We start from the raw sequence: 12,615 nt of genomic DNA, 5'->3' as shown, positions 1-12,615 counted from the left end.
CCTCGTTCGCGGTCACCAGGTCACCGGGAGCTCCGAGACGCCCCCGGTGATGGTGGGGCGCACCGGCAGCTCGTTCGCGTCCTCGGCCAGCCGCATGCCGGGCAGGCGCCGGGCGAGGGTGGCGAAGACGATCCGCAGCTCGGTGCGGGCGAGACTGGCTCCGATGCAGAAGTGTGCCCCGTGCCCGAAGCCGAGGTGGGTGCGTTCGGCGCGATCGGGGTTGAAGGTCTCGGCGTCGGCGTAGGCGGACTCGTCCCGGTTGGCGGCGTTGACCGACAGGATCACCGCGTCGCCGGTGCGGATCTCGACGCCGCCGACGTCGAGATCGGTGTGGGCGTAGCGCAGCAGGCCGAGGTCGCCGGGCGCCCCGAGCCGCATGATCTCCTCGACGGTGGCGTCGACCCGCCCGGTGTCGGCGGTCAGCGCCGCCCACTGCTCCGGGCGCGTCATCAGGAACAGCACGCCCAGGCCGATGCGGTTGACCGTGGTCTCGTGCCCGGCGAAGAGCAGGCCGACGCAGAGCCGGACCATCTCGGCGTAGTCGAAGGTCTCGTCGGTGCTCTGGGCGCGCACGAGGTCGGAGATGACGTCCTCGCCCAGCGCACCGCGCTTGGTCTCGGCGAGCCCGGCCATGTAGCGGCTGAACTCCTCGCGCGCCCGGTGCGCCTCGCCGTCCGCGGACGGGCTGGCCATCCGCTCGGACAGCGAGTGGAAGAGCTCCCGGTCGCTCTCGGGCACGCCCAGCAAGCGGCAGATGACCGCCACCGGCAGCGGGAACGCCAGCCCCGCGTGCAGGTCGACGATCCCGTCCGGCGCGGCGTCGTGCTCGGCGATCAGCCGGTCCAGGTAGCCGTCGACGAGTTCCTGCACGTGATCGGAGAGCATCCGCATCCGCTTGGCGGAGAACGCCGGGGTGAGCAGCCTGCGCATCCGCGCGTGGTCGGCTTCCTCGGTCTCGTAGCTGCCGGTGGGCCCGTCCTGCACCGCGGCGGTGGTGATCCGCGAAGCGCGCTCGGGCTCGGGGTGGGAACGTCCGAGCCGCTTGTCGCCGAGCAGCGCCCGGACCTCCTCGTAGCGGGTGACCAGCCACGCGGGATCGCCTGCCGGAGTCGTCACCGGGGTGACCGGCGCGGTGCGGCGCAGCACCTCGTAAAGCGGGGCGATGTCGAGGACGTTCGGCCGTTCGAAGGGCAGCTGCAGGCGTTCGACGGCAGTGCTCATGGTTCCTCCCGCATTTATTGGCAGACAGTGCCAATAATGTTCGGGTCGGTTAAGGTGTGTCAACGCCCGTTCGTCCGCCGGAGGTGCAGATGGTCCAGGGGGCCACCCGCCGCGGGCGCCCGCCGGCGAGCGAGGAGCAGCGCAGGCAGCAGCGGCTGGACATCTCCCGCCACGCGGTGCGGCTGTTCCGCGAGCAGGGCGTGGCGGCGACCTCCGGTGAGCAGATCGCGAGGGCCGCCGGAGTTTCCGAGCGCACGCTGTGGCGTTGCTTCCGCAGCAAGGAGGCCTGCGTCGAGCCGCTGCTGACCAAGACGCTCGACGCCTTCCAGGACGTGCTGCGCAGCTGGCCGCCCGAGCTGGAGCTGGCCGAGCACCTGCGCGCCGCTTACACGCCGGCGCCCGAGTGGTCCGACGTCGAAGCGGTCCTCGCGGTCATCCGCATGACGCACGACGAGCCCGCGCTGCGCGCGGCTTACCTGGTGCTGAGGGAGCGCGCGGAACCCACCTTCGTCGACGTCCTCGCCGAGCGCCTGGGCGTCCCGGGCGACGCGCTCGAAGTCCGGATGCAGGCCGCCGCGGTGAGCGCGGCGCTGCGCGCGGCGACCGACGAGCTGGTGGACATCACGGCGGAAGGCGTGGACCCGGAAGTCCTGCAGGAGCACCGCGAACGCCTCGCCGACGCCCTCCGCTCCATCACCCGCGGCCCGATCGGGTCGTGTCCACAGAGGACTTCCGACTGATCTCCGGTTCGCCGGGAGTGCCGCGAGATGTGCTGGAGATCAGTTCGCTGCGGCGGGAACCGCGCGCGGTGCGGCGCGTCTGAGGGGAAAAGGTCCCCGTGTTCGGAGAGGTTCTACCGATGTTGTTGCGCAGCAAGCTGTTCCTGGCCGCCGGATCGATCGCGCTGTCCGCGCTGGCGGTGACGGGCTGCTCGGCGGGTGCGCAGCCGGAGCCCGCGGACGCGCCGCAGCAGGTGCGCTCCCTGCAGTCCGCGACTCCGGAGCAGGCCAGCGGCTTCCGGGCCGCCGCGGACGAGCCGGCCATCCGCGCGGGTGTGCACGGCGGGGAGGAGCGCGTGGTCTTCGACTTCAGCGGGCTGTCGGGCGTCGACGGCGTCAAGCTGATGAACCACGAGCTGAACGGGCAGTCCCCGGTGTGGGGCGGCTCCGGCGAGAAGGTCGAAGGCATGAGCGGCACCAAGTTCCTGCACATCCGCATCGAGGTGGCGGATCCGGAGCGCCGCACGGCGGGCCCGCAGACCTTCGGCCAGTCCCTGGCCAGGAGCGCGGTGGTGAACGACAACTCCCACGGCACCGGCGAGCTGACCATCGGCCTGTCCCGGGACGTCGACTACGACGTCGTGGTCGAGGGCGAGAAGGTCATCGTCAACATGTCCGCCTGACGGGTCGCGACAGGCCTCCCGCGAGATCAACCGATGGGACTCCGAAAAGCGCCTTCACCGGAGGTTGATCTCGTGAGAGGGTGCGGCTGTGAGCTTCCGCACGCGCCATGGGCGCCTTCTCGCTTCGATCGCCGCGGCCGGACTGCTGCTCGCCGGTTGCGGCTCCGGGCCCAGCCAAGCCGGTGCCGCCGCGATCGTCGGGGACACCCGGATCCCGGTCACCGACGTGCAGTCCTGGTTCACCGAGGTGCTCGAGCGGCAGCCGGAGGTCAAGCCGCAGCTGCGCGAGCAGGGTGCGATGGACGACCTCGGGCGGCAGCTGGCCTCGCAGCTGGTGCGGCAGGAGCTGCTGGAGCAGACCGCGCGCGAAGAGCGGCTGACCGTCACCGATCAGCAGGTCGCGGCGCGGCTCGGTGAGCTGGGCGGGCCGGAGGCGGCCACCGAGGGCATGATCTACGGCCCGCAGGAGGCCGGCGAGATGGTCCGCACCCAGCTGCTGACCGCCGAGCTGGGCCGCAAGTACGTCGACCGGCTGGCGGTCACCTTCGACCTCACCCAGGCCAGCACCCGCCGGGAGGCGGAGGAGAAGGCCCGGCGGATGGCGCTCGGCCCGCAGCAGGCCGCGGAGCTGGTCGCCGAGGACAAGGCTGCCGGACTGCTGGCCGGAACCGATCAGCAGCTGCGTCCGGCGGAGAGCCTCCAGCTCGCGGCCACCACGCCGCTCTTCGGCGCCGCACCCGGCACCGTGCTGGCCTTCGAGCAGACGCCGCAGAGCAGCCAGTGGCTGGTCGTCCGGATCAAGGACCGCAGGGTCGACGCCGCACCGCAGCAGGTGAACGGCGTGGAGGACGGAGCGCTGCAGCAGTTCGGGACGTACCTGCTCGGCATCACGGCCGACCGGACCGGGGTGCAGCTCAGCCCGCGGTACGGCGTGTGGGACCCGGTGAGCCTGGCGGCGGTGCCTAGCGCGGGCGAGACCACCGGCTTCCGCCTGCAGGGGAACACCCAGCAGTCCTGACCGAGGTGACCAACGACTCGGTGGATGCGGCCACGGGGAGTGTTCGGGGCTTGCGACAATTGCAGCATGAGCGAAGCGCGGGTGGCGGAAGGTTCTGCGGTCGTCCTGGTCGACGACCGGCTCGGTGAAGTCGTGCCCGCCGCGGCTGTGCCGCTGCTCCGCGGCGCCGCCGTCTTCGCCGAACCCGGCCTCGCCCCGGCTGCGCGCGAGGCGCTCGGCGCGCCCGAACCGCCCGCCGACCTGCTGGCCAGGGCCGCTGGTGAGCCGGTGGTGCTGTTCGTCGGCGATCTCGGCTGCGCCGACGCCGAAGCGCTGCGCGCCGCCGGTGCCCGGGTGATCGGCGCGCCCGCTCCGGCCGGGCTGGAGCTGCTGGACGCCGTGACGGTGATGGACCGGTTGCGCTCGCCGGGCGGCTGCCCGTGGGACGCCGAGCAGGACCACGACACGCTGCGCCAGTACCTCGTCGAGGAGACCTACGAGCTGCTGGACGCCATCGCCGACCGCGATCGGGAGGCGCTGCGCGAGGAGCTCGGCGACGTGCTGCTGCAGGTGCTCTTCCACGCGCGGGTCGCCGCCGAGGACGCGGCCGATCCGTTCGACATCGACGCGGTCGCCGCGGGACTGGTCAGCAAGCTCGTGTCGCGGCACCCGCACGTGTTCGCCGACGGTTCGGCGGAGCTGGACGCGGAGTCCCAGCACGCCCGCTGGGAAGAGCTGAAGCAGCAGGAGAAGCAGCGCAAGTCCATTGTGGACGGCGTGGCGCTGGGGCAGCCCGCGGTGGCGCTGGCGGCCAAGCTGGTGCAGCGCGCCAACCGCGCCGGAATCCCGGCGGAGGCGCTGCCGTCCGGTGCATCACCGGGTGAGGCGCTGTTCGACATCGCCGCGCGCACCAAGCTCGCCGGTGGTGACCCGGAGGACGAACTGCGCGCGGTGGCGCTGGCCTTCGCCGAGCGGATCCGCGCGGCCGAGTGGCGGGCGCGGGAGTCCGGCCGGGAGCCCGCGCAGCTCACGGGGGACGAGTGGCGCGAGCTGATGTCTGATTTGTCTGACCCTGTCGCGGCGCGCGCCGAGCCGTGACGCACACTGGCCGCGGGCGCGTCGGCTGACGAACGCGGCGACATATCCACAGGTGGGCGGTCTGCTGGCTCCGACGCCCTGAAGTGTCCGGGTGCGCGAGGGAGGAACTTTGGTGTCGCGTCGGCTCTGGCTGCTGTTATGTCCTGCGCTCACCCTGGTGGCGTCGTGCGCCCCGCCGGCCTCCCCGCGTGCGGTGGAGCAGGCGCCCTTCGCGCCGCCATCGGCGACCGCCCCGCCGGATCCCGGCATCGCACCACCGCAAGTGCAGCTGCTCGCCCCGGGCGGCCCACCGCTGCCCCCGTCGCAACGCCCGCAGGGCCAGCTCACCGACTGGTCCGAGTCGCTGGCCGACGAGCTCAACATCCCGCGCGCCGCGCTGCAGGCCTACGGCTACGCGCAGCGCTCCATCGAGGAGAGCCTCCCGGAGTGCGGGCTCAGCTGGACGGTGCTGGCCGGGATCGGCTCGGTCGAATCGAGCCACGGCAGGCACGGCGGAGCCCGCCTGGACATGACCGGGCGCCCGAGCAAGCCGATCATCGGGCTGCCGCTGGACGGCGGCGAAGGCGTGAAGCGGATCCCGGACACCGACGGCGGTGAGCTCGACGGCGACGTGGAGTGGGACCGGGCGGTCGGCCCGCTGCAGTTCATCCCCACCACCTGGGCGAAGTGGCAGGTCGACGCGGACGGCGACGGCGTGGCCGACCCGCAGGACATCGACGACGCGGCGCTGGCCGCGGGCCGCTACCTGTGCAGCGCGGGCGGCGGCGACCTCCGCGACGTCGACGTGTTCTGGAAGGCCCTGCTGACCTACAACCAGAGCCGCAGCTACGGCCAGGAGGTCCTGGACTGGGCGGACCACTACGGCAGATCGAGCCACCAGGTCCCAGTCGTCGCCAGCGGCCGGTGAGTCTGTTGCAGCCTCGTTTTGCGTGGCGGTGCGGGTGGCGGAACCTCAGAGGCCGCCTGGCTGCGGGATCCCGTTCTTGTGTATGAACCCGATACACGGCGAACGGGCTGTCCTCGCCAGGCGACCTCTGAGAACCCGCGGCGGTGCCGGTTGCTGGGGTGGGGCATGCACCTCCGGCGCATGCGGAAACTTCTGCTGGTTTCCAGCCGTGCGTCGCGCCTGCGGTCACCGACCAGGGTTCTGAACCGGTCCTCGTTCGGAGGCTGGATCACCGGGCCTACCGTTGAGTAGCCTGACCGGGTGATCAGGACCACTTCCGGCGTGTTCGCCGCCATCGGACGGTTGGCCACCGCGCTCGGGTTGCTCGCCGCGATGGTCATCGGGGTCGGCCTGATCAACATTCTCGGCGCGCCCCCGTCGGCGCCCTGGGCCGGACCGCCGCTGGAGCGCGAACCGGAACCCGCGCCGGTGCAGCCGGGTTCCACCGCGCCGCCGGTGGATGAGCCGCTGCAGGAGGGCATCCCGGGCGTGGACCCGGGGCAGCTCGAACCGGGCGCGGACCCGGTGCGCGAGTGGGCCGACGAGATCGCGACGGTGGTCGACATCCCGGCGCGCGCGATCGTCGCCTACGTCAACGCCGACCTGGCGATGCGCCAGCACCAGCCCGGCTGCCGGATCTCCTGGGCCACGCTGGCGGGCATCGGGCGCGTGGAGTCCAACCACGGCCGCTTCGCCGGGCGGCTCCTGCGCGAGGACGGCCGTCCGTCCAGCCCGATCATCGGCGTGCCGCTCAACGGCGGGCCCGGGATCCGGGAGATCCGGGACACCGACGGCGGCAGGCTCGACGGCGACCCGGTGCACGACCGGGCGGTCGGGCCGATGCAGTTCATCCCGTCGACCTGGCGCCGGTGGGCCACCGACGGCAACGGCGACGGGATCGGCGACCCGCAGAACATCGACGACGCCGCGGCGTCCGCGGCCCGCTACCTCTGCGCGGGCGGCCGCGACATGACCACCGGCGGCGGCTGGTGGGCCGGGGTGATGTCCTACAACAACTCCGTGGAGTACGCCCAGAAGGTGTTCGCCCTGGCCGAGTCCTACGCCGAAGCGGGCAACCGGCGCCGCTGACCGCACCTACGATCGGTGCGTGCTGAACCTCGGAACGATCGTGCTGGGAGCCTCCGACGTCCGCCGGGCCGCGGCCTTCTGGGGACGGGCTCTCGACTACGTGCCCCGCGACGACGTGCAGGACGACTGGACCGTCCTGGTACCGGCGAACGGGATCGGGCCGGGGCTGGCGCTCGGGCTCAGCGAGTCGCCCGTGCAGGAGCACCCGCGCGTCCACCTGGACCTCTACGCCCCCGACGCCGAGGAGCAGGCCGCCGAGGTGGCGCGGCTGGTCGAGCTCGGGGCCGAGCGCGTCGAGTGGGACAGCTACCCGGAGGACCCCGACTTCGTCGTGCTCGCCGACACCGAGGGCAACCGGTTCTGCGTCATCGACAAGAGCCGCGGCTGAGCGGTCACATGTCGCGGGTGGCGATGTGCGCGTTGATCTCGCCGAGGGCTTCCTGGTACGCCGGGGACGGGCACATCATCGCGGCCAGCCGGATCTGCGCGCGGGCCTCGTTGAGCCGGCCCTGGCGCTGCAGCGTCCGGCCCAGCACCAGGCGCGCGTAGTGGTCGGACGGGTCGAACTCCAGGACCCGCAGAAAGGCGCGCTCCGCCCGGAGCAGCTGGGCGGAGAAGAAGTACGCGCGACCGAGGAGCAGCTGGACGCTCGGCTTGTCGGCATCGACGTCGAGCACCGGTTGGATGACGCGAAGGGCTTCGAGCGGGCGTCGCTGCGTCAGCAGTTCCTCCGCCCGGCGGAACGCTTCGACGGTGCCTTCGGTCGTCATGGCGGGCACAACGTTACGTACCGATCCGGTGTTCCGAGACCTCCGTACGGATGGTCTTCGAAAGCCCGCTGGCGGTTGCTTTGCCGAGGTGGCCGGGTAGCGGGACCGGACTGCGGGCGCCCCTCCTGATGCACGGTGCACTTCGCCTGCAGTGCTCTCCGAGGCGAACGGCAGCGGAACAGGAGGTCTCGGAACAGGTGCCCGGATCACGAGGCGTGCGAGCCTCCGGCGGCCGTGCTACCGGCCCGGTTAGGCTCGTAGGCGGTCGTCGGGCGCTCGGCCGGTTCGCCGTGCCCGGGAACGCCGGGGCGGCCCGCTTCGTCCATAGTTCAAAGGCTGGTTAGGAGCACACGTGGCGATCATCGAGCAGGTCGGTGCCCGCGAGATCCTGGACTCCCGCGGTAACCCCACCGTCGAGGTCGAGGTGGCATTGGAGGACGGCACGCTCAGCCGCGCCGCGGTCCCGTCCGGCGCTTCGACCGGCGAGCACGAGGCCGTCGAGCTGCGCGACGGCGACGCCGGCCGCTACGGCGGCAAGGGCGTGGAGAACGCGGTCGCGGCGGTGCTGGACGAGATCGGGCCGGAACTGGTCGGGTTGGACGCCACCGAGCAGCGCGTCGTCGACCAGCGGCTGGTCGACCTGGACGGCACGCCGGACAAGTCCCGGCTGGGCGCCAACGCGATCCTGGGCGTCTCGCTGGCGACGGCCAAGGCCGCCGCGGAGACCTCCGGGCTGGAGCTGTTCCGCTACGTCGGCGGCCCGAACGCGCACGTGCTGCCGGTGCCGATGATGAACATCCTCAACGGTGGTGCGCACGCCGACACCGGCGTCGACATCCAGGAGTTCATGATCGCGCCGATCGGTGCGGACACCTTCTCGGAGGCGCTGCGCTGGGGCGCGGAGACCTACCACGCGCTGAAGTCGGTGCTCAAGGCCAAGGGCCTGGCCACCGGGCTGGGCGACGAGGGCGGCTTCGCCCCCGACCTGCCGAACAACCGCGAGGCGCTGGACCTGATCGCCACCGCGGTGGAGAAGGCCGGCTACAAGCTGGGCCGCGACATCGTGCTGGCGCTGGACGTCGCCGCCACCGAGTTCCACTCGGAGGGTGCCTACAACTTCGAGGGCGCCAAGCGCACCGCGGACCAGATGGCGGAGTACTACCAGGAGCTGATCGGCGCCTACCCGCTGGTCTCCATCGAGGACCCGCTGTCCGAGGACGACTGGGACGGCTGGACCAGCCTGACCGAGCAGGTCGGTGACAAGGTGCAGCTGGTCGGCGACGACCTGTTCGTCACCAACCCGGAGCGCCTGGACGACGGCATCGCGCGGGGCGCGGCCAACGCGCTGCTGGTCAAGGTCAACCAGATCGGCACCCTGTCGGAGACCCTGGACGCGGTCGCCCTGGCTACCTCGTGCGGCTACAAGAGCATGATGAGCCACCGCTCCGGCGAGACCGAGGACACCACGATCGCCGACCTGGCGGTGGCCACCGGCTGCGGCCAGATCAAGACCGGTGCCCCCGCCCGCAGCGAGCGGGTCGCCAAGTACAACCAGCTGCTGCGCATCGAGGAAGCCCTCGGCGACGCGGCCCGGTACGCGGGCGAGCTGGCCTTCCCGCGGTTCACCCCGGAGAGCTGAGCCATGCCGGTCGGGCGCGCATCGGATCCGCGGCGGCGCCGCCAGGGGGAGACCCCGGCGCAGCGCCGAGCCGAGCGCGCCCGCCGGAACGCCACCAGCGGCAAGAGCTCGGGCAAGCGGCCGGGACGGCAGTCGTCGTCCCGGCCCCGCCCGAGGTCGAGCACCGGTGGTGCGTTCAAGCTCTCCTCGACGCGCCGGGCAGCCGGGCTGGCCATGCTGTTCTGCGTGATGGCGCTGAGCGTGTCGGTGCCGTTGCGCACCTACCTGAGCCAGCGCGCCGAGCTGAGCACGCAGGAGCAGCAGCGCGCCGAGCTGACGCAGCAGGTCAGCGATCTGGAGAAGCGCAAGGAAGAGCTCTCGGACCCGGCCCAGCTGGAGGCCGAGGCGCGGGCCAGGCTCGGCTACGTCCGGCCCGGCGAGACGCCCTACATCGTGCAGGTGCCCACCGAGCCGGCACCGCCACCGCCTCCCGCGGAGTCCGCCGACGACGGCCTGCCGTGGTACGAAGAGCTCTGGAATTCGGTCACTGGGAAGGAATCTTGACGTTGAACTCGGGTGCGCCGGCGATCAGCGACGCCGACCGGGAATGCATCCGCAGGCAGCTCGGCCGCCCGCCGCGCGGCCTGCACGCGATCGCGGCCCGCGACGCGGCCGGCGAACCGACGGTGGTGCAGACCTGGCCGCGGCTGGAGGACGGCACGCCCTTCCCGACGCTGTACTACTTGACCGCGCCGCAGCTGGTCTCGCACGCCTCGACCTTCGAGGCGGAAGGTCTGATGCGGGAGATGCAGGACCGGCTGGCCGACGACGCGGAGCTGGCCGAGCAGTACCAGCGGGCGCACGACTCCTACCTGGCGGAGCGAAACGCGCTGGAGTCCCTCGGCACCGAGGTCAGCGCGGGCGGCATGCCGGATCGCGTCAAGTGCCTCCACGTGCACATCGCCCACGCCCTGGCCAAGGGCCCCGGCGTGAACCCGTTCGGCGACGAAGCACTGGACCTGATCGCCGAACGCTGGCCAGAGCACCGCCACCTCCTGAACCGCTGACCCGGGTCAGAGGCACCTCCCGAACCGCTGGTTCGGGATCCGCGACAGCTCCCGAACCGGTGACCCGGGTTTCGAGGCACCTCCTGAACCGGTGATCCGGGATCCGAGACACCTTCTGAACCGCTGACTCGGGTCAGAGGCACTGCTGAGCCGCTGACCCGGGCTCTTCGAGACATCTGCTGAACCGGTGACCCGGATTGCGAGACACCTCCTGAACCGGTGAACCGGGATCCGAGACACCTCCCGAACCGCTGACCCGGCATTCGCGACTCGTTTCGCACGGCGCTCCGAGCAGCGGGTCGCGGGCCATGCGCCTGCGGCGCGAGCAAGGGATTCCGCGACCCGACCACGTCGACCGTCGCGGCTGCGGTCCCGACACAGGCGCAATTTCAATGGAAATCGCACGTCTAATTTCCATTGAAATTGCGCAGATCGCGACGTGCCGTCGGCGTGTCGGTGCCCGACACGCCGACGGGCCGCAAGTTCCATTGAAATCGCACGTTTGATTTCCATTGAAATTGCCGTCCCGCACCGGGCGTCCCGCACCGGGTGTCCCGGACTGGGTGTCCCGGACCGGGCGTCCCGGACCGGGTGTCCCGGACCGGGTGTCTGGCATTGGGTGTCGCGCACTGGGTGTGTGGTGCTGGGTGGGGCGCACTGGGTGTGTGGCATTGCGATTGTGGTGGTGGGTGGTGTCAGCGGTTGGGGGCTATTCGGTTGACGAGGGCGTGGGCGCCTGGGATCGGTGTTGCGCCGAAGGTTCGGGCCGCTGGGCCCAGGCGGGTTGCCGCGAAGGCCTCCGCGACGTTGGTCGGGGCGCAGCGCAGGAGGAGCGAGGCCTGGAAGGTCAGGGCCAGGAGCTCGGCCAGGGCTCTGGCGCGTTCCGGGGCAGGGGAGTCGAGATCGGCTCGGAGCCGGTGCAGGGCCGCGTCGTAGTGCGAGTTCGCGCCTGCCGCCGCGTCCAGCTCGGCGTCGACCGCGTCCCTTGTGGACGGTTGTTTCGCCAGGGCGCGCAGCAGGTCCAGGGCGGTCACGTTGCCCGAGCCCTCCCAGATCGACATCAGCGGCGCCTCCCGGTACAGGCGGGGCATGCCGGACTCCTCGACGTAGCCGTTGCCGCCCAGGCACTCCAGTGCTTCGGCGACCACCGCGGGAGCGCGCTTGCAGACGTAGAACTTCGCCGCCGGGAGCACCAGGCGCAGCAGGTCGTGCTCGCCCTGCTCCACCGCCGCTGCCAGGCGCATCGCCAGCGTCGTCGCCGCTTCGGACTCCAGTGCCAGGTCGGCCAGCACGTTCTGCATCAGCGGGAGGTCGACCAGGCGTTCGCCGAAAGCGCTGCGGTGCTGCACGTGGTGGGCCGCTTCGGACAGCGCGACGCGGATGTTGGCGGCCGAACCCAGCACGCAGTCCAACCTGGTCATCGACACCATCTCGATGATGCAGCGGACGCCCCGGCCCTCCTCGCCGATCAGGTGGCCGATCGCGCCGGTGTACTCCAGCTCGGCCGAGGCGTTGGACTTGTTGCCCAGCTTGTCCTTGAGCCGCTGCAACCGGATCTCGTTGCGGCTGCCGTCCGGCAGCACCCGCGGCACCAGGAAGCAGCTCAGCCCGCCGGGCGCCTGGGCCAGCGTCAGGAACAGGTCGTTCATCGGCGCCGAGGTGAACCACTTGTGCCCGACCAGCCGGTAGGTGCCGTCGGCGAGCGGCTCGGCGGTCGTGGAGTTGGCCCGCACGTCCGAGCCGCCCTGCTTCTCGGTCATCGACATGCCCGCCAGCAGCGCGGCCTTCTCCGCGGGCGGCCGCAGCCCGAAGTCGTACTCCGTGGCGGCGAGCTTCGGCACGAGCCCGGCGGCCAGTTCGGGGTGGTAGCGCAGCGCGGGCACCGCCGAGTAGGTCATCGAGATCGGGCAGCTGTGCCCCGGTTCGACCTGCGACCACAGGTAGAAGCCCGCCGCTCGGCGCAGGTGCGCGCCGGGCCCGCGGGTCCACGGCGCGGCGTGCAGCCCGTGCTCGACGGCGCGCGACATCAGCCAGTGCCAGGACGGGTGGAACTCGACCTCGTCGATCCGGTTGCCGTAGCGGTCGTGGGTGCGCAGCCGCGGCGGGTTCTCGTTGGCCAGGCGGCCGTGCTCGCGGGCCTCCTCCGAGCCGGCCTCCCTGGCCAGCGCGGTGAGGTCCCCGACGGCGTAGCGGGTGAGCGCCGAGCCGAGTGCCGGGTCGCAGGCCAGCGGATCGAATCCGGACAGCGGCGGTGGCTGGTTGGTCACCTGGTGGGTGCCGAACACGCGGGGCTCGTCGGTGAGCGTCATGTCCGGAGCGTAGGCAGATCCCGCTCGCCGAGCGGGAAATCGGTGGATCGCACCGCCCGGACGGAGCAGTGGGAACCGCGCCGGACCCTCGCCCGACC

Annotated in this window: 13 protein-coding genes; 10 read left to right on the top strand and 3 right to left on the bottom strand. The window is 71.8% G+C overall.

Annotated elements, in window-relative coordinates:
- Positions 1-12 precede the first annotated feature (12 nt).
- Complete coding sequence (locus C4T78_RS19405) at positions 13-1,221, bottom strand: cytochrome P450 (RefSeq protein ID WP_093349648.1); 1,209 nt, start codon at positions 1,219-1,221, stop codon at positions 13-15.
- 89 nt (positions 1,222-1,310) lie between these two features.
- Here C4T78_RS19405 and C4T78_RS19400 point away from each other — a divergent pair, with 89 nt between their 5' ends.
- The 7 genes from C4T78_RS19400 (at position 1,311) to C4T78_RS19370 (ending at position 7,141) form a co-directional block, all read left to right on the top strand.
- Positions 1,311-1,961: a TetR/AcrR family transcriptional regulator gene (locus C4T78_RS19400; protein ID WP_093349646.1), complete on the top strand. Its 651-nt coding sequence runs from the start codon at positions 1,311-1,313 to the stop codon at positions 1,959-1,961.
- A gap of 119 nt (positions 1,962-2,080) precedes the next feature.
- Complete coding sequence (locus C4T78_RS19395) at positions 2,081-2,623, top strand: AMIN-like domain-containing (lipo)protein (protein ID WP_093349643.1); 543 nt, start codon at positions 2,081-2,083, stop codon at positions 2,621-2,623.
- Between the two features lie 88 nt (positions 2,624-2,711).
- Complete coding sequence (locus C4T78_RS19390) at positions 2,712-3,641, top strand: SurA N-terminal domain-containing protein (RefSeq protein WP_093349640.1); 930 nt, start codon at positions 2,712-2,714, stop codon at positions 3,639-3,641.
- Positions 3,642-3,707: 66 nt separating this feature from the next.
- Positions 3,708-4,718, top strand: coding sequence for a nucleoside triphosphate pyrophosphohydrolase (locus tag C4T78_RS19385; RefSeq protein WP_093349638.1), 1,011 nt, complete (start codon positions 3,708-3,710; stop codon positions 4,716-4,718).
- Positions 4,719-4,830: 112 nt separating this feature from the next.
- Positions 4,831-5,625, top strand: coding sequence for a lytic transglycosylase domain-containing protein (locus tag C4T78_RS19380; RefSeq protein WP_093349635.1), 795 nt, complete (start codon positions 4,831-4,833; stop codon positions 5,623-5,625).
- Between the two features lie 300 nt (positions 5,626-5,925).
- Positions 5,926-6,753 carry a lytic transglycosylase domain-containing protein gene (locus C4T78_RS19375; RefSeq protein ID WP_235863320.1) on the top strand — a complete coding sequence of 276 codons (828 nt, stop codon included), beginning with the start codon at positions 5,926-5,928 and terminating at the stop codon, positions 6,751-6,753.
- 19 nt (positions 6,754-6,772) lie between these two features.
- Complete coding sequence (locus C4T78_RS19370; RefSeq protein WP_093349632.1) at positions 6,773-7,141, top strand: VOC family protein; 369 nt, start codon at positions 6,773-6,775, stop codon at positions 7,139-7,141.
- A 4-nt stretch (positions 7,142-7,145) separates the two neighbouring features.
- On the opposite strand, the gene C4T78_RS19365 is transcribed toward C4T78_RS19370, so the two are convergent.
- On the bottom strand, positions 7,146-7,523 hold the full coding sequence (locus tag C4T78_RS19365) for a tetratricopeptide repeat protein (RefSeq protein ID WP_093155738.1): 378 nt from the start codon (positions 7,521-7,523) through the stop codon (positions 7,146-7,148).
- A 352-nt stretch (positions 7,524-7,875) separates the two neighbouring features.
- On the opposite strand from C4T78_RS19365, the gene eno reads away from it, so the two are divergent.
- The 3 genes from eno to C4T78_RS19350 are packed head-to-tail and all read left to right on the top strand — an operon-like array spanning position 7,876 to position 10,208.
- Positions 7,876-9,162, top strand: a complete 1,287-nt coding sequence (eno, locus tag C4T78_RS19360) for a phosphopyruvate hydratase (protein WP_093349630.1) — start codon at positions 7,876-7,878, stop codon at positions 9,160-9,162.
- Between the two features lie 3 nt (positions 9,163-9,165).
- Positions 9,166-9,705, top strand: a complete 540-nt coding sequence (locus C4T78_RS19355; protein ID WP_093349628.1) for an FtsB family cell division protein — start codon at positions 9,166-9,168, stop codon at positions 9,703-9,705.
- A 2-nt stretch (positions 9,706-9,707) separates the two neighbouring features.
- A complete protein-coding gene (locus tag C4T78_RS19350) occupies positions 9,708-10,208 on the top strand; it encodes a DUF501 domain-containing protein (protein WP_235863385.1) in 501 nt (166 codons plus the stop codon).
- Between the two features lie 695 nt (positions 10,209-10,903).
- Here the strand turns inward: C4T78_RS19350 and C4T78_RS19345 are convergent.
- Positions 10,904-12,517, bottom strand: coding sequence for an acyl-CoA dehydrogenase family protein (locus C4T78_RS19345; protein WP_374703883.1), 1,614 nt, complete (start codon positions 12,515-12,517; stop codon positions 10,904-10,906).
- Positions 12,518-12,615: the final 98 nt, after the last annotated feature.

The sequence above is a fragment of the Saccharopolyspora kobensis genome, from assembly GCF_900108315.1.
Classification (GTDB): domain Bacteria; phylum Actinomycetota; class Actinomycetes; order Mycobacteriales; family Pseudonocardiaceae; genus Saccharopolyspora; species Saccharopolyspora kobensis.
This window is presented reverse-complemented; position numbering and strand designations above follow the sequence as displayed.

Coding starts and splice junctions, on each gene's coding strand:
- C4T78_RS19365 (WP_093155738.1), bottom strand. CDS start 7,523: ATGACGACCGAAGGCACCGTCGAAGCGTTCCGCCGGGCGGAGGAACTG.
- C4T78_RS19385 (WP_093349638.1), top strand. CDS start 3,708: ATGAGCGAAGCGCGGGTGGCGGAAGGTTCTGCGGTCGTCCTGGTCGAC.
- C4T78_RS19395 (WP_093349643.1), top strand. CDS start 2,081: ATGTTGTTGCGCAGCAAGCTGTTCCTGGCCGCCGGATCGATCGCGCTG.
- C4T78_RS19345 (WP_374703883.1), bottom strand. CDS start 12,517: ATGACGCTCACCGACGAGCCCCGCGTGTTCGGCACCCACCAGGTGACC.
- C4T78_RS19400 (WP_093349646.1), top strand. CDS start 1,311: ATGGTCCAGGGGGCCACCCGCCGCGGGCGCCCGCCGGCGAGCGAGGAG.
- C4T78_RS19405 (WP_093349648.1), bottom strand. CDS start 1,221: ATGAGCACTGCCGTCGAACGCCTGCAGCTGCCCTTCGAACGGCCGAAC.
- C4T78_RS19355 (WP_093349628.1), top strand. CDS start 9,166: ATGCCGGTCGGGCGCGCATCGGATCCGCGGCGGCGCCGCCAGGGGGAG.